We start from the raw sequence: 21617 nt of genomic DNA, 5'->3' as shown, positions 1-21617 counted from the left end.
TGCCCGCGTCCTCAGCCGATGCCGCGGCCGTACGCCCTGAGGGTGCGCAGCGCCTCGATCGTCACCATGGGGCGCGCCTCCAGCGCGGGCGCCGGAGCCCACTGGCGCCAGGTGACCGGCCAGCCGCCGTCCTCCTGCTGCCGGCCGGCGAGGAAGTCCAGTGCGCGGGCGATCTCCTCGTCCGTGAACCACGCGCGCGCGAGGGAGTCCGGGGTCCGCGCGAAGTCGTACGGGAAGTGGTGCTCGCCCGGGCCGTAGCCGGGAGCGAGCGGCCAGGACCCAGCGCGCGCCGGGTCCAGCACCGCGAGCCGCCGCTCGCGCACCAGCCGGCCGAGCCGCTCGGCCGCCGCCTGCGCGCGCGGGCGGTCGGGCGCCGAGTCCAGGAAGGCGACGGCGGCCTCCACCTCGTAGGGATGGGAGCTCTCCAGGGACTCGATCCGCTGCCAGCAGAAGTCCGTCGCCCGGAACAGCCAGGCGTGCCACACCGCGTTGCGGTGCAGCAGGCCCACCACCGGCCCGGTCGTGAGCAGATCGCTCGGCGGGTCGTCCACGACCGGCACGAAGGGGGCCGCCGGATAACCGCGCTGGCCGGGATCGACCGCCGGAAGCGCCCCGTCCGGGGTGGAGACGGCGGTCAGATAGCGGCACACGCGCTCCACCCGCGCCCCGCCGCAGCGCCCGATCAGGTCCAGGACGCGCAGCGCGTGCGCCGTGTGCAGCGGCTGGCTGACGGGGCCGCGCAGGTCCGGCTCCAGCGCGTGACCGTACCCGCCGTCGTCGTTGCGGTAGGCGTCCAGCGCGGTCTCCACGGGGTCCGCGCCGCCGTCCCGGAACTCGTGCGCGAAGATCCGCTGCTCCAGCACGCGCGCGGTGAGCCACACGAAGCGCTCGGCGCGCGCCAGCGGGGAGGACGCCGCCGGCGCCGGGACGGAGGGGGCAGCTGCGGTTTCGGCCATGGTCCGACCGTAGGGCGGAAAGCGGTCTCGGCAGCCCGTCCCGGTCCGGGGTCACCCGCAGGGGCGGGATACTGGACGCATGCGGTTGACGGTCTTCTGGGAGCGGATGGCGGAGCATTTCGGCGCGGGATACGCCGAGACCTTCGCCCGCGACCACGTGATGTCGGAGCTGGGCGGACGCACGGTGCACGAGGCGCTGGCGGACGGCTGGGCGGCCAAGGACGTGTGGCGCGTGGTCTGCCAGGTCATGGACGTCCCGGGGGAGAGGCGCTGACCGGGGGCCGCGCGGGCGGGGGCGTACCCGATCGTCGGCGGCGTGGGCGAGACTTGCACCGTGGCACGCACTGACGAGTCCGGGCTGACGGCCCGGCAAGCACCCTCCACCACTACGACGCCGCCCTCCGACCCGCCGGTCGCGGGCGCCGCCGGGCCCGGCGCGCGCATGCCGCGCTGGCTGCCGCGGGCCATGGTGCTCGCACTCGCGCTCATCGCCGCCTTCCAGTTCGGAATCTGGGCGTTCCACCAGGTCACCAGCCTACTGATCAACATCCTCATCGCGTTCTTCCTGGCCCTGGCGATCGAGCCGGCGGTGAGCCGCATGGCCTCCCGCGGCATGCGCCGGGGATTCGCGACCTTCCTGGTCTTCCTCGGACTGGCGATAGCGACCGCGGGCTTCGTCACCCTGCTCGGCTCGATGCTCGCCGGTCAGATCATCAAGATGATCGAGGGCTTCCCGGAGTACCTCGACTCCGTCATCAACTGGGTCAACGCCACGTTCCACAGCCATCTGCGGCGCGTCGACATCCAGGAGGGGCTGCTCCACTCCGACTGGCTGCGCAAGTACGCGCAGAACAGCGCCGCGGGCGTGCTGGACGTCTCCGCGCAGGTGCTCGGCGGCCTGTTCCGGCTGCTGACGGTCACCCTGTTCTCATTCTACTTCGCGGCCGACGGCCCCCGGCTGCGCCGGGCGCTGTGCTCCGTGCTGCCGCCCGCCCGCCAGGCCGAGGTGCTGCGCGCGTGGGAGATCGCCGTCGACAAGACCGGCGGCTACCTCTACTCGCGCGGCCTGATGGCCCTCGTCTCGGGAGTCGCCCACTACGTCCTGCTCCAGGCCCTCGGCGTGCCGTACGCGCCCGTGCTCGGCGTCTGGGTGGGGCTGGTGTCGCAGTTCATCCCGACCATCGGCACCTATCTCGCCGGCGCCCTGCCGATGCTGATCGCCTTCACGGTCAACCCCTGGTACGCGGTGTGGGTGCTGATCTTCGTCGTGGTCTACCAGCAGTTCGAGAACTACATGCTGCAGCCCAAGCTGACCTCCAAGACCGTCGACATCCACCCCGCGGTCGCCTTCGGCTCGGTCATCGCCGGCACGGCACTGCTCGGCGCGGTGGGTGCGCTGATCGCCATCCCGGCCGTCGCCACGCTCCAGGCCTTCCTGGGCGCGTACGTGAAGCGGTACGACGTCACCGACGACCCCCGTGTCCACGGTCACCCCAGCCGGCCCCCGACGCCGGGCCTGTTCACGCGCGTGCGCCGGCTGTGGGCCCAGCCGGCGGCGGCCGGGACCGGAGCCGCGGCGGACGCGGGCGCCGGGACGACGGCGGACGCGAGCGCTCCGGGCGCGGACGCGTGAACCGCCGCGGCCGGGTGGCCCCGCCGAGTCAGCGGCCGAGGAGCGGCCAGAGGCCGGCGGCGGCGACGGCGGCCGCGTAGGCGCCGACGGCGGCGGCCACGGCCCGTCGGCGGGCCCGCTCGCTCCACGCCGTGCGCGACAGCAGCCGGGCCAGCGCGGGCAGCACCAGGACCGCGTGCAGGCTCATCCCGTGCAGCGGCTTGAGCGGGGCCGTCGAGTGGTACGCCGCCTGCTGGTGACCGGTCCGGGTCAGCAGCACCCCGCGCGCGATCATCGCGGTGCCCGACGCCAGGGCGACGAGCAGGATCGCGAACCCGGAGCGCACCGCGAGCGCCATCCCCGCGGGGCCTGCGGGCGCGCGCCGGAAGGACGCGACCGCGAAGACGGTCAGGAGCACCACGAGGACCCCGCCGCCCACCGCGAGCGTCATCGACACCGCCGTGTCGAAGGGCGTCTCCATGTTCAGATGCGAGGGCACCCGGCGCCATGCCTGGAGCGTGATGCCGCCCACCTCGACGACGCAGTCGGCGGCGAACACCCCGAGCAGCACCGTCCGCGTCCGCTCCGCGATCCGCAGGTGCGACGTGACCCAGGTGAGCGCGATCAGCGTCGCCCCGAAGGACAGCCCGAACGTGACGGGCTTGCGCCAGGAGGCGGGCCCGTCCCACGGCCCGCCGTCGACCGCGAACACCGCCAGGTGCACCAGGCCGGACAGGACGAGGAGGAGGCCGGTGGCGTGGCACAGCCGCTCGGCGGGGCGCAGAGCGCGTACGGAAGCCGCGAGGGGCGAGGAGCACGGTCGGGACACGGAGACTGCCATGCCCTGAGCGTCGTGGCGAAGGAGCCGCCTGTCGTCGTCCGGGAGGAGGCCCCCGGGCTGCTCCGGGCGGAGCGGGACAGTGGGGCGGTGCCCGGGTGGCTCGCTTGACACGAAAATCGAACATCTATTCTTATTGAGGTTCCGGCGAGACTGACCGAAGGGTGATTCGCCCGGTTTCAGGGCGATCCGCACCTTAGTTATCCACAGGCCGGACATGCGTCGAGGCGCATTGTCAGTGGCAGGCGTTAGCGTCTTTGACGTGAAGCGATCGACTCAAGCAAACCGGGTGGAACCCATGGCAGGAACCGACCGCGAGAAGGCGCTCGACGCCGCGCTCGCACAGATTGAACGACAATTCGGCAAGGGCGCCGTCATGCGCATGGGCGAGCGGTCGAAGGAGCCCATCGAGGTCATCCCGACCGGGTCGACCGCGCTCGACGTGGCCCTCGGCGTCGGCGGCCTGCCGCGCGGGCGCGTCGTGGAGATCTACGGACCGGAGTCCTCCGGCAAGACGACCCTGACCCTGCACGCCGTGGCGAACGCGCAGAAGGCCGGCGGCCAGGTCGCCTTCGTGGACGCGGAGCACGCCCTCGACCCCGAGTACGCGCGCAAGCTCGGCGTCGACATCGACAACCTGATCCTGTCGCAGCCGGACAACGGCGAGCAGGCGCTCGAGATCGTGGACATGCTGGTCCGCTCCGGCGCGCTCGACCTCATCGTCATCGACTCGGTCGCGGCGCTCGTCCCCCGCGCGGAGATCGAGGGCGAGATGGGCGACTCGCACGTGGGTCTGCAGGCCCGTCTGATGAGCCAGGCGCTGCGCAAGATCACCAGCGCGCTCAACCAGTCCAAGACCACGGCGATCTTCATCAACCAGCTGCGCGAGAAGATCGGTGTGATGTTCGGCTCGCCGGAGACCACGACCGGTGGCCGCGCGCTGAAGTTCTACGCCTCCGTGCGCATCGACATCCGCCGGATCGAGACCCTGAAGGACGGCACCGAGGCGGTCGGCAACCGCACCCGCTGCAAGGTCGTCAAGAACAAGGTCGCGCCGCCCTTCAAGCAGGCGGAGTTCGACATCCTCTACGGCCAGGGCATCAGCCGCGAGGGCGGTCTGATCGACATGGGTGTGGAGCACGGCTTCGTGCGCAAGGCCGGCGCCTGGTACACGTACGAGGGCGACCAGCTCGGCCAGGGCAAGGAGAACGCGCGCAACTTCCTGAAGGACAACCCCGACCTGGCCAACGAGATCGAGCGGAAGATCAAGGAGAAGCTGGGCGTCGGCGTGCGACCGGAGGAGCCGGCCGCCGAGCCGGTCGCGGACGCCGCGGTCTCCGCCGCGGGCGACGCGGCCAAGACGGTGTCCGCCCCGGCGGCCGCCAAGGCCACCAAGCCCAAGGCCGCCGCAGCCAAGAGCTGACCCGTGACACGGCGAACCGACTGGACCGAGTACCAGGCCGGACATGAGTACGACCACGGCCACGCCGATCCCGGTGCCCCGCGGGGGAGGGGCACCGGGAACCGACCCGGCGCCGGGGCGGACAGCGCGGACGCGTACCGGGGCGCCGACCCGTACCGGCCGGACGGTGACGGGGTGCACGGGCCGGAGACCGGCGTCGCGGACGGCGGCCCGGCCGACGGATCCGGGCACCACGGCAGGTACGGCGGACACGGGGACGACGCGCCGGCCGACGGCCGCGACCAGGGCGACGGTGGGACGCGCGGCACGGGCGGCCCACGGGCGAGAGGAGCACGCCGGGGCGGCTCGCGTGACGGCGGGCCGTACGGCGGGCGCGGGCGCCGACGGGACTTCGGCGAGGCGTCCGCGGTGGATGGAGACGCTTCCTCCTTGTCGAGGGCCGAGCGGGGGGAGTCTCCGGGGGACCCGGTGGAGCGGGCGCGCGCGATCTGCCTGCGCCTGCTCACCGGGACCCCGCGCACCCGCAAACAGCTCGCGGACGCACTGCGCAAGCGGGAGATCCCCGACGAGGCGGCGCAGGAGGTGCTGTCCAGGTTCGAGGAGGTCGGGCTGATCGACGACAGCGCGTTCGCGGACGCCTGGGTGGAGTCCCGGCACCACGGGCGCGGACTGGCCCGGCGCGCGCTGGCCCGGGAACTGCGGACCAAGGGCGTGGACGCCACGCTGATCGACGAGGCGGTGGGCCGGCTCGACGCCGACCAGGAGGAGGCCACCGCGCGCGAACTGGTCGCCCGCAAGCTGCGCTCCACCCGGGGCCTGGACCGCGACAAGCGGCTGCGCCGCCTCGCCGGCATGCTCGCCCGCAAGGGCTACTCACAGGGGCTCGCCCTGAAGGTGGTCCGCCAGGCGCTGGAGGAGGAGGGCGAGGACACGGACTTCCTGGAGGACGGGGAGTTCTGAGGCCGGGCAGGCGTGGCCTCAGCACCCGTCGGCCGCGAACACCCGCTCCCGTCAGGCGCGACCTGCTTCGGTCAGGCGCGACACCCGCTCCCGTCAGGCGCGGCACTTGCTCCGGCCCGATGGTGACCCCGTCCGTCCGCCCGGCCGGACGGGGGCGGCGAGGTCATGCCCTCGCCGCCCGAGCAGCCGCACCTCGCGCGCCACGGGCACTACGGCGTCGTCACCGGAAGCCCGGCCGCTCGCCAGGCCTGGAAGCCGCCGACCAGATCGGTGGCCCGGTGCAGGCCCAGTTGGTGCAGGGAGGCGGCGGCCAGGCTCGACGCGTAGCCCTCGTTGCAGATCACGACGACGCGCAGGTCGTGGCCGGTGGCCTCCGGGAGACGGTGACTGCCCCAGGGGTCCAGACGCCACTCCAGCTCGTTGCGCTCGACGACGAGGGCGCCGGGGACCAGCCCGTCGCGCTCGCGCAGCGCGGCGTACCGGATGTCCACAAGCAGGGCCTCGCCGGCCCGGGAGGCCGCGTACGCCTCGCCGGGCTCGATGCGTGCGTAGCCCCGGCGGACCCGTTCCAGCAGGTCGTCGATCCCGACCGGCGGTCGCGCCTCGCTCACTGCCAGTCCTGCGGGCGCTCGACCTGCTCCAGGCGCAGCGTCTGACCGGTACGGCTGTAGCGACGGATCTGCGGCAGCGGAGGGTAGTAGGCGTGCACGGAGATCGCGTGCCGGTCGGCGGACTCGTTGAGCACCTCGTGGACGTGGTGGCGGCCGAAGGCGCGGCCCCGGCCGGCCGGCAGGCTGCGCGTACGGTCCACTCCGTCGGTGAGTTCGAGGGTCTTCCAGCCGTCGGTGGGCAGCCGGGCGGCGAGCGAGTACTCCGTCAGCTCGCCGTCGGCGGTGAGGAAGGCGCCGATCGAGTCGGCGTGGTCGTGCCAGCCGGTGCCGGTGCCGGCTGGCCAGCCGATCAGCCAGGCCTCGCTGCCCTTGGGCCCCTCCAGGCGCACCCAGGTGCGGCCCTCCGGGTCGAGCGGCAGGGAGGCGATCAGCTCGGGGTCGGCGGCGGCGCGCCGGACGAAGTCGAGGAGTTCCGCCTCGGTGGGCGCCGAAGCGGCGGCGCCCGCGGAGGTGTCGTCCGGTCCCGGAGCGGCGGGGGCGGACAGGGAGGCGGCGGAAGCGGACACAGCGGAGGAGGCAGACACGTACACCGTCCTGAGGAACGTTCGCGGAAGCGCGCGGCGCCACGGGAACGGTGCGCGCGCGAAGGGGGGAGCAAGACGCGAGTTCAGCAGGAGGGGCGACACACGCAGCCCGCATAGCGGACGAGGTCCATATGGACCCTCCGCCACAGGCGCACGTCGGTGTCGGTCACGATCGGGAGTACACCATGCCCCCGGGACACGGTCAACCGACCGTCACCATGCGGACCGGACGATGACGGACCCTACGGCAGGGGGCGCACATCGCCGCCGCCGGGCGCCGCCCCCACCACGGCAGTCCTCCGCGCCCGCGCACCCCCGAGGCTCCCGCTCCCTTTGGGCCGTTCCGGCAGCAGGCCGGGCCCCGGCCCCGTCGCGTGTCCACCCCATCAGCCCCACGGCCGGTCCGCTCCCACGCGCCCCCCTGCGCCGACTTCACCGCGCGCCGTCTCGCAACCCCTGGCCCGGCGAGCGCCGGCGCGCCCCTACCTCATCGCTCTCGCCCCAGCGCCACCGACGGCCGATCACCGCACCAGAAGTTCCGCCCTCATGCCCCTCACCGGGCCCCGGGATCCGCCCCACGCCCGTGGGCCATTTCCCTCACCGCGCCCCCGCTTCCGCGTGTTCCTCCGCTCGGGTCGTTGCCGTGCCGCCGCCCAGGACGGCCTCGGCCGCCGTGTAGAGGGCGGCCGGGTGGACGCCGCCGAGGGCGGTGACCAGATGGCCGTCGGGGCGGACCAGGAGCACGGTGTGCGGGGCCGCGCCCGGGTAGCTCTCGGCGACCAGCAGTTCGGCGGGGTGCGGCAGGGCGGCGACCGCCGCCGCGAGCCGGGGCATGATCCCGGCGCTCACCCAGTGCCGCCGCTCCCACACCACCGTGCCCGGCGCCACCAGCACCACCAGCAGCGCACCCCGGCCCAGTCGCTCCCGCAGCGGCACGAACGTGCCGTCCTCCGCGGTCACCACCACGTCGGCGACAGCTTCGCCCACCGGCGTGTCCACGGGCGTCTCCCCGTCCACGGGGTCGGGCGCGAGCGGTGAGCCGGCGTACGAGCCGGGCGCGCCGAGCGCCCCGTGCCCCAGATGGCCGTCCATGAGCAGCGCGTCGTACTGGCGTCCCGCCCCGGGGACGTAGGACCGCAGTCCGCCGCCCCCGCGCAGCACCGGCAGCACCTGGTCCGCGGCGCGCAGCCGGGCGGCGACGACGGCGCGCCGCTCGGTCTGGTAGCTGTCCAGCAGCGCCTCGTGCGGGCCGTGGTGATGGACCGTCGCCAGTTTCCAGGCGAGGTTGTCGGCGTCCCGCAGCCCCTCGTCCAGTCCGTGGGTGCCGAGCGCGCCCAGCAGATGGGCCGCGTCCCCGGCGAGGAAGACGCGTCCTGCGCGCCAGCGGCGGGCCAGCCGGTGGTGGACGGTGTGCACGCCGGTGTCCAGGAGCTCGTACGCCGGTGCGCCCTCGCCGGTCCATCCGGTGAGGGTCTCCCGGATGCGGGCGAGCAGCAGTTCGGGCGTGACCAGGTCCTTTCCGGGCGGCAGCAGCCAGTCCAGCCGCCATACGCCGTCCGGCAGCGGGCGGGCGGTGATCTCCCCGGCGAACGGGCCGGAGGTCCGCCACGGCGGGCTGCGGTGGAGGAACGCTTCCTCGGGCCGGGGCAGTTCGGTGCGCAGCGCCGCCACCGCGTGCCGTTCGACGGCGGTGCGGCCGGGGAAGCGGATGTCCTGGAGCTTGCGCACGGTCGAGCGGGGACCGTCGCAGCCGACCAGGTGACTTCCGCGCCACCACGTTCCGTTCGGGCCGCGGGTGTGGGCGGTGACGCCCCCCGGTTCCTGCTCTATGGTGTCGAGCCGACTGTCGAGCGCCAGTTCGATCAGGGGCTCGCGGGCGACGGCCGCGCGCAGCGCGCCGGTCAGCACGTGCTGGGCGATGTGCAGCGGGGCGGGTTCGGCGTCGCCGAAGGCGACCTCGTTCGTCACCTGTTTGCGCCGCAGCGACCGCCATCCGGACCAGCGCAGTCCGGCGCTGCCGAGCGGCACGCCGGCCAGGCGCTCCACGAGGGCGGCCGTGTCCTCGCGCAGTACGACGGTGCGGGCGGCGCGCGGCGCGTCCCGGCCCGGCGTCTCGTCGAGGACGACGGACGGCACCTCCTGGCGGGCCAGCGCCAGGGCGAGCGCGAGCCCCACGGGCCCCGCCCCGACGACGATCACCGGGTCCACGGCGCGACGCTCCCTGCCCGCGGCGGCGTCCTGACGGACAGACGTGAACAAATCGTTGGAGCAGGGTGCACGATCACAGAACGTATGCAACCTATTGCCGGTGCCCACGTCAAGCGACAGGGGCAGTGGTGATCACTCCACTGCCCCTGTGTCGCATCCGTGCGGCCGACCGCCCGTCAGGCGGCTGTGCCCGCCGACTCGGTGCCCGCCACCGCCGCCGGGGCGAGCACCGCCCCCGTCGACTTCTTGCCGCGCCGCAGCCGTCGCTCCAGCCAGCTCGCGAAGCTGGTGAGGGCGAAGTTGAGGACGACGTAGATCACGGCCACGACGGTGAAGCAGGCGATGGTGTTCGCGCCGTAGTACGAACTCATGGGGCCGACGGACGCCAGCAGCTCCGGGAAGGTGAGGAGCGCGCCGCCGAGCGCGGTGTCCTTCACGATCACCACCAGCTGGCTGACGATCGCCGGCAGCATCGCGGTGACCGCCTGCGGCAGCAGGATCGACGTCATGACCTGGGTCTTGCGCAGGCCGATCGCCTGGGCGGCCTCGGTCTGCCCCTTGGGCAGTGCCAGGATGCCGGCGCGCACGATCTCCGCGAGGACGGAGGCGTTGTAGAGGACGAGGCCGGTGATGACGGCGTACAGCGGCCGGTCGTCCGAACTGACGTCCGTGTACTGCGCGAACAGCGCGTTGCCGAAGATCATCAGGATCAGCACCGGGATGGCGCGGAAGAACTCCACGACCACGGCGGCCGGCACCCGGACCCAGGCGTGGTCGGAGAGCCGCGCGATGCCGAAGAAGGCTCCCAGCGGGAGTGCGATGACCATCGACAGGGCCGCCGCGATCAGGGTGTTCTTCAGACCCGGCAGGATGTAGGTGGTCCAGGACTCGGAACCGGCCAGGAGCGGCTTCCACTTCGCCCAGTCCAGCTGCCCCTTGTCGTTCAGGCCCTGGTAGACCCACCAGACGAGGGCCGCGAGGGCCAGGACGAAGACGACCGAGTAGACGACGTTGCGCCGCTTGGCCCGGGGGCCCTGCGCGTCGTACAGCACCGAGGCGCTCATCGCTTCACCGCCACCTTCTTGCCCACCCAGCCGAGGATCAGGCCGGTCGGCAGCGTCAGGCACACGAACCCGAACGCGAACACGGCGGAGATCAGCAGCAGCTGGGCCTCGTTCTCGATCATCTCCTTCATCAGCAGGGCCGCCTCCGCGACGCCGATCGCGGCGGCCACCGTGGTGTTCTTGGTGAGCGCGATCAGGACGTTGGTCAGCGGGCCGACGACCGAGCGGAACGCCTGCGGCAGCACCACCAGGGTGAGCACCTGTGTGAAGCTCAGCCCGAGCGCGCGGGCGGCCTCCGCCTGGCCGACCGGCACCGTGTTGATGCCGGAACGGATCGCCTCGCACACGAACGCCGAGGTGTAGGCGATCAGACCGAGGACGGCGAGCCGGAAGTTGATGGTGTCGAAGTCCTGGCTGCCCAGGTTGACGCCGAGGGTCTGGTTCAGGCCCAGCGAGGTGAACAGGACGATCACCGTCAGCGGGATGTTCCGCACGATGTTGACGTAGGCGGTACCGAAGCCGCGCATGAGGGGAACCGGGCCGACGCGCATACCGGCCAGCAGGGTGCCCCAGACCAGGGAGCCGGCGGCCGAGAGCAGCGTCAGCTGCACGGTCGCCCAGAAGGCTCCCAGCAGGTCATAGCCTGAAAGAAAGTCGAACACGATCTCCCGCGCTTCCGCGTGTTGATGGGCGCCGGTGCGCCGCTCCCCCGTGGGCGGCGCACCGGCGGGCGCTGACTCAGCTCTTGATGTCGCCGATCTTCGGCGCCGGCTCGTTCTTGTAGTTGGCGGGACCGAAGTTGGCGTCCACGGCCTTCTGCCAGGAACCGTCGGAGACCATCTCCTCCAGGGCCTTGTTGATCTTGGCCTTGAGGTCGCTGCCCTTCTTGACGCCGATGCCGTAGTTCTCGTTGGTCATCTTCAGACCGCCGAGCTTGAACTTGCCCTTGAACTGGTCCTGCGCGGCGTAACCGGCCAGGATCGAGTCGTCGGTCGTCAGCGCGTCGATGGCCTTGGTCTGCAGGCCGTTCAGACAGGCGGAGTACGTCGGGTACTTCAGCAGGTTCGCCTTGGGCGCCAGCGTGTCCTTGATGTTCTGCGCCGAGGTGGAGCCGGTGACCGAGCACAGCTTCTTGCTGTTCAGGTCGGCGGGCGACTTGATCGAGGTGTCGTCGGCGCGGACCAGGACGTCCTGGTGGGCGAGCAGGTAGGGGCCGGCGAAGTCGACCTTCTTCTCGCGCGCCGGGGTGATCGAGTAGGTGGCGGCGATGAACTCGACGTCACCGCGCTGCAGCATCGTCTCGCGGTCGGCGCTCTTCGACTCCTTCCACTCGATCTGGTCCTCGCTGTAACCGAGCTTCTTGGCGACGTACTTGGCCACGTCCACGTCGAAGCCGGAGTAACCCTGCGGCGTCTTCTGGCCGAGGCCCGGCTGGTCGTACTTGATGCCGATGGCGATCTTCTTGCCGCCGCCCGAGGAACCCTCGTCCTTCTTGTCGTCCGAACCGCACGCCGTCGCCGAGACGGCGAGGGCGAGCACGACGGCCGAGACGGCGGTGACCTTGCGGAGCTTCATGGTGAACATCCTTCGGTATGAGGAGGTGCGGGCCGGCTTCGAGGGCGCCGGACCGGACGGCCGGGCGGCGCCGGGAGGCGGCGGCGGTACCGGGCGGCCGGTCCGGCGGCGGGGCCGGCCGCCCGGCGGTCCGGCCGCAGGCGGTGCGGTCCGGTCCTGCGGTGGTACGGCGCCCGTCGCCGGCCGGGCGGTTCGGAGGGGCGATTCGGTGCGTGGCCGGGTCCGGCCGGGGTCAGTGGTGCAGGATCTTGGACAGGAAGTCCTTGGCCCGGTCGCTGCGCGGGTTGCTGAAGAACTGGTCCGGCGTGGCCTGCTCGATGATCCGGCCGTCGGCCATGAAGACCACCCGGTTCGCGGCGGACCGGGCGAAGCCCATCTCATGGGTGACGACGATCATCGTCATGCCGTCGCGGGCGAGCTGCTGCATGACCTCCAGCACCTCGTTGATCATCTCCGGGTCCAGTGCGGAGGTCGGCTCGTCGAAGAGCATGACCTTCGGCTCCATGGCCAGCGCCCGCGCGATCGCCACGCGCTGCTGCTGGCCGCCGGAGAGCTGCGCGGGGTACTTGTCGGCCTGCGCGCCCACCCCGACCCGGTCGAGCAGCGTACGGGCCCGCTCCTCGGCCTGCTTCTTGTCCTTGCGGCGGACCTTGACCTGGCCGAGCGTGACGTTCTCCAGCACGGTCTTGTGCGCGAAGAGGTTGAAGGACTGGAAGACCATGCCGACGTCGGCGCGCAGCCGGGCCAGCTCCTTGCCCTCGTGGGGCAGCGGCCTGCCGTCGATCGAGATCTCGCCCGAGTCGATGGTCTCCAGGCGGTTGATCGTGCGGCACAGGGTGGACTTGCCGGACCCGGAGGGTCCGATGACCACGACGACCTCGCCGCGGGCGATCGTCAGATCGATGTCCTGGAGCACGTGCAACGCGCCGAAATGCTTGTTGACGCTCTTCAGGACGACCAGATCGCCGGTCGAGGCCACCTCTTCCTTGGCCATCGATACTTCGGTCATCGCTTTCGGGCTCCGTCCTCCTCGGTTTGGGGGACCATAGCCAGGCGTTGTGTCCGGCGTCACCACATCTGAGGGAGATCTGAGCATCACGATCCGGTAGCGGCCGGACACGTCTCGTAGCGGACCGTGCCCGGGCGAGTACCGGCTGGGTAACGACGCGGGCGGGCAACCGGAAGCCTCTTGACGTCATCCTTGTCCATCGGCGTGACTGCCATGGTGGGGTGACGCCCGCGCGCGCTCACTCGCGCTGCGTGCACGCCTGCGCACACCACTGCTCGAAACGCCCGTATGCAGAGACGACCGAACGACGGATGAACCGGAGGGGGCCGGATGACGATGAACCGGAGGGGGCCGGATGCGACTGCTTCTCGTTGAGGACGACAACCATGTGGCGGCCGCCCTGTCCGCGGTCCTGGCCCGGCACGGTTTCGACGTCACCCACGCCCGCAGCGGCGAGGAGGCCCTCCAGGCGCTGGTCCCCGAGGGCGCCGGCTTCGGCGTGGTCCTGCTCGACCTCGGCCTGCCCGACCAGGACGGCTACGAGGTCTGCGGCAAGATCCGCAAGCGCACGACGATCCCGGTGATCATGGTCACCGCCCGTTCCGACGTCCGCTCCCGCATCCACGGCCTCAACCTCGGCGCCGACGACTACGTGGTCAAGCCCTACGACACCGGCGAACTGCTCGCCCGCATCCACGCCGTCAGCCGCCGCACCGTCCACGAGGACACGCCCGGCGACGACGGCGACGGCGCCCTGACCCTCGGGAGCGTGCGCATCGAACTGCCCACCCGGCAGGTCAGCGTGGCGGGCGCCGTCGTCCAGCTCACCCGCAAGGAGTTCGACCTGCTCGCCCTGCTCGCCCAGCGCCCTGGTGTGGTGTTCCGCCGCGAGCAGATCATCAGCGAGGTCTGGCGCACCAGTTGGGAGGGGACCGGCCGCACCCTGGAGGTGCACGTCGCCTCCCTGCGCGCCAAGCTGCGCATGCCGGCCCTGATCGAGACCGTACGCGGCGTCGGCTACCGCCTCGTCGCCCCGGCCGCCTAGCGGGGCCGGGTGCGCACACGTCTCCTCCCGCTGCTCATCGTCCTGATGGCGGCGGTCCTGCTCGCCCTCGGCTTCCCGCTCGCCGTCAGCATGGCCGCGGGCGAGCAGCAGAAGGTGGTCGTCGACCGGATCGACGACACGGCGCGGTTCGCGGCCCTCGCCCAGTTCGTCACCGACCGGCCCTCCGGCTCCCGGCAGACCGTCCCCGACGAGCGCCTGGAGACCCTCAGCCGCGAACTCGCCAGCTACTACAACGTCTACGGCATCCGCGCCGGCGTCTTCTACCGCTCCGGCACGCCCATGGCCAACGCGCCCTCCGCCTGGTCCCCGCCCTTCGAGGGCGAGGTGCGCGAGGCCTTCGACGAGGCCCTGCTGAGCCGCCGCAGCCACGACCCGGCACAGGTGTGGCCCTGGCAGCGGGACCGGCTCGTCGTCGCCTCGCCCGTCATCCGGGACGGTGACGTCGTCGCCGTCGTCGTGACCGACTCGCCGACCGGGCAGATGCGCTCGCGGACCCTGCACGGCTGGCTGCTCGTCGGCGCGGGCGAGATCGTCGCCATGCTGGTCGCCGTCGGCGCGGCGCTGCGGCTGACCGGCTGGGTGCTCCGGCCCGTACGGGTGCTCGACGCCACCACCCACGACATCGCCACCGGACGGCTCAAGTCCCGGGTGGCCGCGGCCGGCGGGCCACCGGAACTCCGCCGGCTGGCCCGGTCGTTCAACGAGATGGCCGACAACGTCGAGAACGTGCTGGAGCAGCAGCGCGCCTTCGTCGCCGACGCCTCCCACCAACTGCGCAACCCGCTCTCCGCCTTGCTGCTGCGCATCGAACTGCTCGCCCTCGAACTGCCCGAGGGCAACGAGGAGATCGCCTCCGTGCGCACCGAGGGCAAACGCCTCGCACAGGTCCTGGACGACCTGCTCGACCTCGCGCTCGCCGAGCACGCCGAGGCGGACCTCCAGCTCATCGACATGGGCGAGCTGACCGCGGAGCGCGTGGCGGCCTGGGCGCCGGCCGCCGACGCCCAGGGCGTCCGGCTGACCGGCGACTGCCCGGCGACCACCGCCTGGGCCGACCCCGTGGCCCTGTCCTCCGCGCTGGACGCGGTGATCGACAACGCCGTGAAGTTCACGCCCGGGGGCAAGAGCGTGACGGTGACGGTCTCCGGCGGCGGCGACACCTCGAAGGTCGTCGTCGCCGACGACGGACCCGGCCTCACCGACGACGAACTCGCCCGCGTCGGCGACCGGTTCTGGCGCAGCGGCCGCCACCAGAACATCAAGGGCTCCGGCCTCGGCCTGTCCATCACCCGCGCCCTGCTGGCCGCCGGCGGCGGTTCGCTGACCTACGACCACCACCACGACCGCGAGCCGCGCGGACTGAAGGTGACGGTCAGCGTCCCGCGGACGGACCCGCGGCGGCCGGACCCGCGGCCGGCGTAGCGGTGGGGGAACCGGTCGGGACTACGGCTTGACCGACCGGTAGTAGCGGCGCGCGCCCTCGTGCAGCACCAGCGGATCGGTGTAGATCGCGGTGCGCAGGTCCACCAGCTGCGCGGAGTGGACGTGGGCGCCGATGCCGTCCCGGCTCTTGATCACGGTCCGGGTCACCCACTCGGTGAGCCTCGGGTCCACGTCCTCGCGGGTCATCAGCACATTGGAGACGGCGATGGTCGGCACGGTCGAGCCGTTCTGGACGGTCGAATACGCCGACTCCGGCATGTTGGTGGCGCGGTAGTAGCGCATGGCGCCGCCCTCGGCGTGCAGCTTGCTCACCAGCTCCGGCTCTATCGGCACGAACCGGTACGCGAACGTCGAGGCGAGCCGCTTGAGCCCGTCCGTCGGCAGCCCGCCCGACCAGAAGAACGCGTCGATCGAGCCCTGCCGCAGCCGCCCCGGACCGGTGCCGATGCCGTCGGCCATCGGCTCGATGTCCTGGTGCGGATCGATCCCGGCCGCCTTGAGGACCCGCTCGGCGATCAGCCGGACGCCCGACTCCGGCGGTCCGACCGCCACCCGCTTGCCCCGCAGATCCGCCACCGAGTTGATCCGCGAGTCCCGCGCGACGATCAGCTGCACATAGTCGTCGTACAGGCGGGCGACCCCGCGCAGCCGTGCCGCGCCCGGCCGCTGCTCCAGCTCGTACGTGTCCACCGCGTCGGCTGCCGCGATCGTGAAGTCGGCCTTGCCGGTCGCCACCCGCGTGACGTTCTCCTGGGAACCGTCGCTGGTCAGCAGCTTCACCGTCAGATGCGGCATGTCCTTGCCGAACGCGGTGCGCAGCCGCTCGCCGTACTCCTGGTAGACGCCGCGCGTGGTCCCCGTGCTGAAGGTGATCGTCCCGCTCGGCGGCCGCTCGCCCAGCGGCAGCAGCCACCACAACAGCAGCCCGAGGACGACGGCGCCGACGGCCGCGCCCTGCAGGCCGCGCCGCCTGCCGAGGGAGGAGGAGAGCTTGGACATGCGCGCGATCCTGCCAGCCGGAGGCCGGTGCTGACCAGGCCGCCGGGGACTGTCGGCGACGGCGGATAGAGTCGCCGTATGAGCAGTTCGCCCGCCGATCTCGTCCGTGAGTTCCACCGTGCCTTCGGCCTCGACGCCCGCAGCACGCCGACGCGGGTGCCGCCGGCGCTCGCCGCGCACCGCGGGGAACTGCTCGCCGAGGAGGCGGCCGAAGTCGCCGAGGTCGCGGTCGAGGGCCCGCTCGACCGGCTGGCGCACGAACTCGCGGACGTGGTCTACGTCGCCTACGGCACCGCCCTGGTGCACGGCGTCGACCTCGACGAGGTGATCGCCGAGATCCACCGCGCCAACATGAGCAAGCTCGGCCCCGACGGCGAGGTCGCCCGCCGCGCCGACGGCAAGGTCCTCAAGGGCGACCACTACCGCGCGCCCGACGTGGCGGCCGTACTGCGCCGCCAGGGATGGGACCCGGAGGCGGCCTGAGCGGCGGCCGAAGGCCCTTTCGCCGGGGGCTCAGGGCGCCGGGGCCGGTACGTCCGCTGCCGGGCCGTTCCCCGCGGGCGCGGCCGTCTGCCGGGCCGGTGGGCGTGCGCACCGCACCGCCAGCACCAGCGCGAGTCCCGTCAGCGTCACCACGTCCTTGAACGCCCTGCGCGTCGAGGGCTCCAGACCCGGGAAGACGAAGCCGGCCGTCTGCGGCACGAGCGCCGCCCAGAACCACGGCGAGTGCGTCACCGAGTCGGCGGCCGTCGCCCCGGCGAGCAGCAGCGGCACCACGACGACCGGATAGTGCTCGTAGGACGGCCGGGAGACCAGGAGCGATGCCAGCATGAGCATCGCGGCCGTCTCAACGAGCCGGGAGGGACCCGCGTCGCCGCGCCGCCAGCGCAGCCCGGCGCACACCACCCCGGCCACCGCCGCGATCAGGGCCAGCGCCTCGGCGGCGACCGGCGGCACTCCGAGGCGCGGCAGCACCGCGGGCCAGGAGCAGTCGAACGGCCGCATCAGGGCGTCCCCGCCCCTGAGGAGGAAGGGCAGCGTACGGGTGAGGAACCCGCCCGGGTCCGGCATGATCAACGCCGTGCCCGCGGACAGCGCCGCCGGCACCAGCACCATCCAGGCCAGGGCCCGCCACCGCCGGGCCAGGACCAGCAGCAGCACCACGGGCACCAGCAGCGGCTTCACCGCCACGGACAGTCCGAGCACCACCCCGGCCGCGTCCCAGCGGCCCCGGTCGGCCAGCAGCAGCGCCGCCGGCAGCGCGAGGACGCTCACCGCGGTCCAGTTCCCCAGGTCGATCAGATGACCGACCGGGACCCAGCACAGCACCAGGCCCAGCAGCCCCAGCACCGCGAACCGGGAGCACGCCGGCACCCGGAACAGGCGCACGGCGCACCACCAGCCGGCCGTGACGAGCCCCACGCACACCAGGGGCGCCGCCACCCGCAGCAACGGCGCCGGCAGCAGCGCCTGCCCCGCCGCGAACAGCACGGCGCTCGGCAGATACAGGAACCGCCGGTCGCCGTACGGGGCGCCGCCGTCCAGCCAGACCCGCCCGGCGTGGACGACGAAGGCGTTGTCCATGCCGCCCTGCGGATGCACGAAGGCCACGTGCGCCGCGCGGGCCAGCAGGACGAGGGCGAGGACGGCGACCGGGACCGGACCGGCCGGCCGCAGGAGCCAGGCGCGCAGCGCCGGGGCCGCGGGCGCCCGCGGTGCGGAGGCCCGCACGGCGTCACGAAGCTGCATCGGGTACCTGTCACTGTGCGGGGCCGCTCGGGCCGGGCGGGCGTGAGCGGTGCGGACGTGCCGACACCGAGCGGTGCGGAGTGTCCCTATTTTGGAGCTGCGGTCCCGGTATGGGAGGCAGCTTCCGCCTCGTGTCGCGATCCGGGCGGGCGCTCGTGCCGCCATCCGGCCGGAGCCGTCCGCCCGTGGCCCGGGCCGTCCGGGGGCACTTCGCCGAGCGCCTACCCTTATGGCATGAGCAGCATCGACCGGAGCCGAGAAGTGGGCGTCACTCGCAGCTATGAGATCCGCACCTACGGATGCCAGATGAACGTCCACGACTCCGAGCGGCTCGCCGGGCTGCTCGAGGACGCGGGCTACGTGCGGGCGCCGGAGGGCTCCGACGGCGACGCGGACGTCGTCGTCTTCAACACCTGCGCCGTGCGCGAGAACGCCGACAACCGGCTCTACGGCAACCTCGGCCACCTCGCCCCGAAGAAGGCGCGGCGGCCCGGGATGCAGATCGCGGTCGGCGGCTGCCTGGCGCAGAAGGACCGGGACACCATCGTCAAGAAGGCGCCCTGGGTGGACGTGGTCTTCGGCACGCACAACATCGGCAAGCTGCCCGTCCTGCTGGAGCGCGCCCGCGTCCAGGAGGAGGCCCAGGTCGAGATCGCCGAGTCGCTGGAGGCGTTCCCCTCCACGCTGCCGACCCGGCGCGAGAGCGCGTACGCCGCGTGGGTCTCGATCTCCGTGGGCTGCAACAACACCTGCACCTTCTGCATCGTCCCGGCGCTGCGCGGCAAGGAGAAGGACCGCCGTCCCGGCGACATCCTCGCCGAGGTCGAGGCGCTGGTCGGCGAGGGCGTGTCCGAGATCACGCTGCTCGGCCAGAACGTCAACGCCTACGGTTCCGACATCGGCGACCGCGAGGCGTTCAGCAAGCTGCTGCGCGCCTGCGGGAACGTCGAGGGCCTGGAGCGCGTCCGCTTCACCTCGCCGCACCCGCGCGACTTCACCGACGACGTGATCGCGGCGATGGCCGAGACGCCGAACGTCATGCCGCAGCTGCACATGCCGCTGCAGTCCGGCTCGGACACCGTCCTCAAGGCGATGCGCCGCTCCTACCGCCAGGAGCGCTACCTCGGGATCATCGAGAAGGTCCGCGCCGCGATCCCGCACGCCGCGATCACCACCGACATCATCGTGGGCTTCCCCGGAGAGACCGAGGAGGACTTCGAGCAGACGCTGCACGTGGTGCGTGAGGCGCGGTTCGCGCAGGCGTTCACCTTCCAGTACTCCAAGCGGCCCGGCACCCCCGCCGCCGAGATGGACAACCAGGTCCCCAAGGAGGTCGTCCAGGCGCGCTACGAGCGCTTGGTCGCCCTCCAGGAGGAGATCTCCTGGGAGGAGAACAAGAAGCAGGTCGGCCGGACGCTGGAGCTGATGGTCGCCGAGGGCGAGGGCCGCAAGGACGGCGCCACGCACCGCCTGTCCGGCCGCGCGCCCGACAACCGCCTCGTGCACTTCACCAAGCCGGACGAGGAGGTCCGCCCCGGCGACGTGGTCACCGTGGAGATCACCTACGCCGCCCCGCACCACCTCCTGGCCGAGGGCTCGACGCTGGCCGTACGCCGCACCCGCGCGGGCGACGCCTGGCAGAAGCGCACCGCAGCGGAGGCCGCCAAGCCGGCCGGTGTCATGCTCGGCCTCCCGAAGATCGGCGCCCCGGCCCCGCTGCCGGTCCCGGCGGGCAACGGCTGCGGCTGCGACTGACGCGCCTGCGGGGGCGCGAGGGGCGCGGGGAACGGCGCGCCCCGCCTCCGGGCACCCGCCGCCGGAGCGACGCCGCCGGGGGCGCGGCGACCGGCCCGCCCACGGGGTTACGCTGCCGATCATGCTTGTCGCCGCCGCAGTCTGCCCCTGCCCGCCGCTTCTCGTACCCGTGGTCGCCGCCGGAGCGGCGCCCGAACTGGACGCCGCGCGCGCCGCGTGCACGGACGCGCTCGGCGTCCTCGCCGCAGCCCGGCCGGACCGCCTCATGGTCGTGGGCCCCACCGAGGAAGCCGGGCACGGCCCGTACCCGCAGGGCGCCCGGGGCTCCTTCCGCGGGTTCGGTGTCGACGCGGACGTACGCCTCGGTCAGGGCGGCGGCACCGCGCCGGACCGCGAGCTGCCGCCCTCGCTCGCCGTCGGCGCCTACCTGCTGGAGCGCACGGACTGGTCCGACGCCCCGGTCGAGGGACTGGGCGTGCACGCCTCGCTGGCGCCCGAGCGCTGCCTGGCCACCGGCCGCGACCTCGCCGGACGGGCCGACCGGGTGGCGCTGCTGGTGATGGGCGACGCCAGCGCCTGCCGGTCGCTCAAGGCGCCTGGATACCTGGACGAACGGGCCGAGCCCTTCGACGCCGAGGTCGCCCGGGCGCTGGGCGCGGCGGACCTGTCGGCGCTCGCGGCGCTCGACGCCGCCCTGGCCGCCGAGCTGAAGGCGTCGGGCCGTGCTCCGTGGCAGGTCCTGGCGGGGGCGGCCGAGCCCGCGAACCTCTCCGGTGCCCTGCTCTACGACGAGGCCCCCTACGGCGTCGGCTACCTGGTGGCCACCTGGACCTGACGGTCCCCGGCCGGTCGGCGTCGGCCGCAGCGCCGCGGCCGGCGCCGACCGGCGGCCGAGAGGAGACGCCCCGGCGGGTGGCCGACGAGCAGCGACTCCCCGGCCACCCGCCGATGTGCTCCCGGCCGGACGGCACCGCACCCCCGCGTTCCTTCACCCGCGGCGGCGCGTCCCGGGCCGCGCCCGAGCGCCCGCTCAGGACACCGGCGGCGGAGGCGTCCGCGGGGCCGTCGGCTCGTCGCCGCCCCGGCCCTCGGGGCCGGCACCAGGACCGGCGCCGGGGCCAGGTCCGGCACCGGCGTCGCCGCCCTGGTGGGCGAGCCGGTCCACGGCCTCCTTCGCCTTGTCCGTGCCCGCGTGGATCTTGTCGCGGTACTTGCCCTTGGTCTTCTCGTCGACCACCTTGGCGGCCCGGTCGAGACCCTGGCCGATCTGGCCCCCGTGCCGCTGCGCGAGGTCCGAGACCTTTTCCTTGGCCGGGCCGAGCCTGGCCTTCATGTTGTCCAGCAGACCCATGGTTCAGCCTCCCTTGCGGGACATCACGTGCGGGCGCCCTTGCCGGTCTCCTGTTCGGCCGCCTCCTCGGCGGACTGCTGCTTGGGGATCTCCACGCCGTCGCCCCCGGCGTCCGCCGCGGCCTCGTGGACGGCTCCGCCGTCCTCGGCCTCCGCCGCCTCCGGGTCGCTCCCGGCGTCGTCGTCCGCCGCCGTACCGGCGTTCACCGGGCCGACCGACGCCGGTCCGGCCGGCTCCTCGGCGACCGACGTGCCCTCCACAGCCTCGGACCTCCGGAAAAGTCGCGCAAAAACGCCCATGTCAACTCCATACGTTACTTGTGCGGGCGAAATCCCGCGTGGTCCGCTGTGTCCGTTCGCGGCGCCCGTGCCATCGCCCTGACGCGATCCGGGCGCGGGTACCTCTCACCGGGCA

Annotated in this window: 23 protein-coding genes; 9 read left to right on the top strand and 14 right to left on the bottom strand. The window is 73.0% G+C overall.

What is annotated here, in order from left to right:
- Positions 1–11: 11 nt before the first annotated feature.
- The gene (locus AB0N63_RS31090; protein WP_365534218.1) at positions 12–956 is read right to left on the bottom strand and encodes a hypothetical protein; all 945 of its coding nucleotides are present in this window, start codon (positions 954–956) and stop codon (positions 12–14) included.
- A gap of 79 nt (positions 957–1035) precedes the next feature.
- Between AB0N63_RS31090 and AB0N63_RS31085 the strand changes: the two genes are divergently transcribed.
- Both AB0N63_RS31085 and AB0N63_RS31080 read left to right on the top strand, forming a co-directional pair.
- Entirely contained in the window at positions 1036–1230 is a 195-nt protein-coding gene (locus AB0N63_RS31085; protein WP_365534215.1) for a DUF3046 domain-containing protein, read from the top strand.
- A 60-nt stretch (positions 1231–1290) separates the two neighbouring features.
- Positions 1291–2589, top strand: a complete 1299-nt coding sequence (locus tag AB0N63_RS31080; protein ID WP_365534212.1) for an AI-2E family transporter — start codon at positions 1291–1293, stop codon at positions 2587–2589.
- A 28-nt stretch (positions 2590–2617) separates the two neighbouring features.
- On the opposite strand, the gene AB0N63_RS31075 is transcribed toward AB0N63_RS31080, so the two are convergent.
- Positions 2618–3409, bottom strand: a complete 792-nt coding sequence (locus AB0N63_RS31075) for a hypothetical protein (RefSeq protein WP_365534211.1) — start codon at positions 3407–3409, stop codon at positions 2618–2620.
- Between the two features lie 295 nt (positions 3410–3704).
- Between AB0N63_RS31075 and recA the strand changes: the two genes are divergently transcribed.
- Positions 3705–4829 (top strand): recombinase RecA, encoded by a 1125-nt coding sequence (gene recA / locus AB0N63_RS31070; RefSeq protein WP_365534208.1) that lies wholly within the window; start codon positions 3705–3707, stop codon positions 4827–4829.
- Between the two features lie 3 nt (positions 4830–4832).
- On the top strand, positions 4833–5789 hold the full coding sequence (gene recX, locus AB0N63_RS31065) for a recombination regulator RecX (protein ID WP_365534205.1): 957 nt from the start codon (positions 4833–4835) through the stop codon (positions 5787–5789).
- 209 nt (positions 5790–5998) lie between these two features.
- Here the strand turns inward: recX and AB0N63_RS31060 are convergent, their stop codons facing one another.
- The 8 genes from AB0N63_RS31060 to AB0N63_RS31025 all read right to left on the bottom strand — a co-directional run bounded on the left by AB0N63_RS31060 (position 5999) and on the right by AB0N63_RS31025 (position 12840).
- Positions 5999–6400, bottom strand: coding sequence for a rhodanese-like domain-containing protein (locus AB0N63_RS31060; protein WP_365534202.1), 402 nt, complete (start codon positions 6398–6400; stop codon positions 5999–6001).
- Complete coding sequence (locus AB0N63_RS31055) at positions 6397–6945, bottom strand: cysteine dioxygenase (protein ID WP_365534256.1); 549 nt, start codon at positions 6943–6945, stop codon at positions 6397–6399. The genes AB0N63_RS31060 and AB0N63_RS31055 overlap by 4 nt, the downstream gene beginning before the upstream one ends.
- A 122-nt stretch (positions 6946–7067) precedes the next feature.
- The gene (locus tag AB0N63_RS31050) at positions 7068–7139 is read right to left on the bottom strand and encodes a putative leader peptide (RefSeq protein WP_309544753.1); all 72 of its coding nucleotides are present in this window, start codon (positions 7137–7139) and stop codon (positions 7068–7070) included.
- 442 nt (positions 7140–7581) lie between these two features.
- Positions 7582–9192: an FAD-dependent monooxygenase gene (locus tag AB0N63_RS31045; protein ID WP_365534199.1), complete on the bottom strand. Its 1611-nt coding sequence runs from the start codon at positions 9190–9192 to the stop codon at positions 7582–7584.
- A 176-nt stretch (positions 9193–9368) separates the two neighbouring features.
- Positions 9369–10256 (bottom strand): amino acid ABC transporter permease, encoded by an 888-nt coding sequence (locus AB0N63_RS31040; protein WP_365534196.1) that lies wholly within the window; start codon positions 10254–10256, stop codon positions 9369–9371.
- A complete protein-coding gene (locus AB0N63_RS31035) occupies positions 10253–10918 on the bottom strand; it encodes an amino acid ABC transporter permease (protein WP_365534194.1) in 666 nt (221 codons plus the stop codon). The genes AB0N63_RS31040 and AB0N63_RS31035 overlap by 4 nt, the downstream gene beginning before the upstream one ends.
- A 76-nt stretch (positions 10919–10994) precedes the next feature.
- Positions 10995–11831 (bottom strand): glutamate ABC transporter substrate-binding protein, encoded by an 837-nt coding sequence (locus AB0N63_RS31030; RefSeq protein WP_365534191.1) that lies wholly within the window; start codon positions 11829–11831, stop codon positions 10995–10997.
- Positions 11832–12063: 232 nt separating this feature from the next.
- Entirely contained in the window at positions 12064–12840 is a 777-nt protein-coding gene (locus tag AB0N63_RS31025) for an amino acid ABC transporter ATP-binding protein (protein ID WP_365534188.1), read from the bottom strand.
- A gap of 355 nt (positions 12841–13195) precedes the next feature.
- Between AB0N63_RS31025 and AB0N63_RS31020 the strand changes: the two genes are divergently transcribed.
- Positions 13196–13885, top strand: coding sequence for a response regulator transcription factor (locus AB0N63_RS31020; RefSeq protein ID WP_365534185.1), 690 nt, complete (start codon positions 13196–13198; stop codon positions 13883–13885).
- Positions 13886–13894: 9 nt separating this feature from the next.
- A complete protein-coding gene (locus tag AB0N63_RS31015) occupies positions 13895–15328 on the top strand; it encodes a HAMP domain-containing sensor histidine kinase (RefSeq protein WP_365534182.1) in 1434 nt (477 codons plus the stop codon).
- Between the two features lie 21 nt (positions 15329–15349).
- Here AB0N63_RS31015 and AB0N63_RS31010 read toward each other — a convergent pair whose 3' ends face one another.
- On the bottom strand, positions 15350–16348 hold the full coding sequence (locus AB0N63_RS31010) for a TAXI family TRAP transporter solute-binding subunit (RefSeq protein WP_365534179.1): 999 nt from the start codon (positions 16346–16348) through the stop codon (positions 15350–15352).
- A 78-nt stretch (positions 16349–16426) separates the two neighbouring features.
- On the opposite strand from AB0N63_RS31010, the gene AB0N63_RS31005 reads away from it, so the two are divergent.
- The gene (locus tag AB0N63_RS31005) at positions 16427–16831 is read left to right on the top strand and encodes a MazG nucleotide pyrophosphohydrolase domain-containing protein (protein WP_365534176.1); all 405 of its coding nucleotides are present in this window, start codon (positions 16427–16429) and stop codon (positions 16829–16831) included.
- A 30-nt stretch (positions 16832–16861) separates the two neighbouring features.
- Here the strand turns inward: AB0N63_RS31005 and AB0N63_RS31000 are convergent, their stop codons facing one another.
- Positions 16862–18097, bottom strand: coding sequence for a glycosyltransferase family 87 protein (locus AB0N63_RS31000; protein WP_365534174.1), 1236 nt, complete (start codon positions 18095–18097; stop codon positions 16862–16864).
- A 234-nt stretch (positions 18098–18331) separates the two neighbouring features.
- On the opposite strand from AB0N63_RS31000, the gene miaB reads away from it, so the two are divergent.
- Together miaB and AB0N63_RS30990 are read left to right on the top strand one after the other, a co-directional pair.
- Positions 18332–19852, top strand: a complete 1521-nt coding sequence (miaB, locus tag AB0N63_RS30995; RefSeq protein WP_365534171.1) for a tRNA (N6-isopentenyl adenosine(37)-C2)-methylthiotransferase MiaB — start codon at positions 18332–18334, stop codon at positions 19850–19852.
- A 121-nt stretch (positions 19853–19973) separates the two neighbouring features.
- Positions 19974–20687 (top strand): class III extradiol dioxygenase subunit B-like domain-containing protein, encoded by a 714-nt coding sequence (locus AB0N63_RS30990; protein ID WP_365534168.1) that lies wholly within the window; start codon positions 19974–19976, stop codon positions 20685–20687.
- Between the two features lie 195 nt (positions 20688–20882).
- On the opposite strand, the gene AB0N63_RS30985 is transcribed toward AB0N63_RS30990, so the two are convergent.
- Together AB0N63_RS30985 and AB0N63_RS30980 are read right to left on the bottom strand one after the other, a co-directional pair.
- Entirely contained in the window at positions 20883–21203 is a 321-nt protein-coding gene (locus AB0N63_RS30985) for an antitoxin (protein ID WP_365534165.1), read from the bottom strand.
- A gap of 23 nt (positions 21204–21226) precedes the next feature.
- The gene (locus AB0N63_RS30980; protein WP_365534162.1) at positions 21227–21463 is read right to left on the bottom strand and encodes a hypothetical protein; all 237 of its coding nucleotides are present in this window, start codon (positions 21461–21463) and stop codon (positions 21227–21229) included.
- Positions 21464–21617: the final 154 nt, after the last annotated feature.

This window comes from Streptomyces sp. NPDC093260 (genome assembly GCF_040683715.1).
Lineage (GTDB): Bacteria > Actinomycetota > Actinomycetes > Streptomycetales > Streptomycetaceae > Streptomyces > Streptomyces sennicomposti.
This window is presented reverse-complemented; position numbering and strand designations above follow the sequence as displayed.

Excerpts from the sequence above, each read along its gene's own strand:
- AB0N63_RS31090 (WP_365534218.1), bottom strand. The coding sequence starts at position 956 with ATGGCCGAAACCGCAGCTGCCCCCTCCGTCCCGGCGCCGGCGGCGTCC.
- AB0N63_RS31085 (WP_365534215.1), top strand. The coding sequence starts at position 1,036 with ATGCGGTTGACGGTCTTCTGGGAGCGGATGGCGGAGCATTTCGGCGCG.
- AB0N63_RS31075 (WP_365534211.1), bottom strand. The coding sequence starts at position 3,409 with ATGGCAGTCTCCGTGTCCCGACCGTGCTCCTCGCCCCTCGCGGCTTCC.
- recA (WP_365534208.1), top strand. The coding sequence starts at position 3,705 with ATGGCAGGAACCGACCGCGAGAAGGCGCTCGACGCCGCGCTCGCACAG.
- AB0N63_RS31040 (WP_365534196.1), bottom strand. The coding sequence starts at position 10,256 with ATGAGCGCCTCGGTGCTGTACGACGCGCAGGGCCCCCGGGCCAAGCGG.
- AB0N63_RS31030 (WP_365534191.1), bottom strand. The coding sequence starts at position 11,831 with ATGAAGCTCCGCAAGGTCACCGCCGTCTCGGCCGTCGTGCTCGCCCTC.
- AB0N63_RS31025 (WP_365534188.1), bottom strand. The coding sequence starts at position 12,840 with ATGACCGAAGTATCGATGGCCAAGGAAGAGGTGGCCTCGACCGGCGAT.
- AB0N63_RS31020 (WP_365534185.1), top strand. The coding sequence starts at position 13,196 with ATGCGACTGCTTCTCGTTGAGGACGACAACCATGTGGCGGCCGCCCTG.
- AB0N63_RS31010 (WP_365534179.1), bottom strand. The coding sequence starts at position 16,348 with ATGTCCAAGCTCTCCTCCTCCCTCGGCAGGCGGCGCGGCCTGCAGGGC.
- AB0N63_RS31005 (WP_365534176.1), top strand. The coding sequence starts at position 16,427 with ATGAGCAGTTCGCCCGCCGATCTCGTCCGTGAGTTCCACCGTGCCTTC.
- AB0N63_RS31000 (WP_365534174.1), bottom strand. The coding sequence starts at position 18,097 with ATGCAGCTTCGTGACGCCGTGCGGGCCTCCGCACCGCGGGCGCCCGCG.
- miaB (WP_365534171.1), top strand. The coding sequence starts at position 18,332 with ATGAGCAGCATCGACCGGAGCCGAGAAGTGGGCGTCACTCGCAGCTAT.
- AB0N63_RS30990 (WP_365534168.1), top strand. The coding sequence starts at position 19,974 with ATGCTTGTCGCCGCCGCAGTCTGCCCCTGCCCGCCGCTTCTCGTACCC.
- AB0N63_RS30985 (WP_365534165.1), bottom strand. The coding sequence starts at position 21,203 with ATGGGTCTGCTGGACAACATGAAGGCCAGGCTCGGCCCGGCCAAGGAA.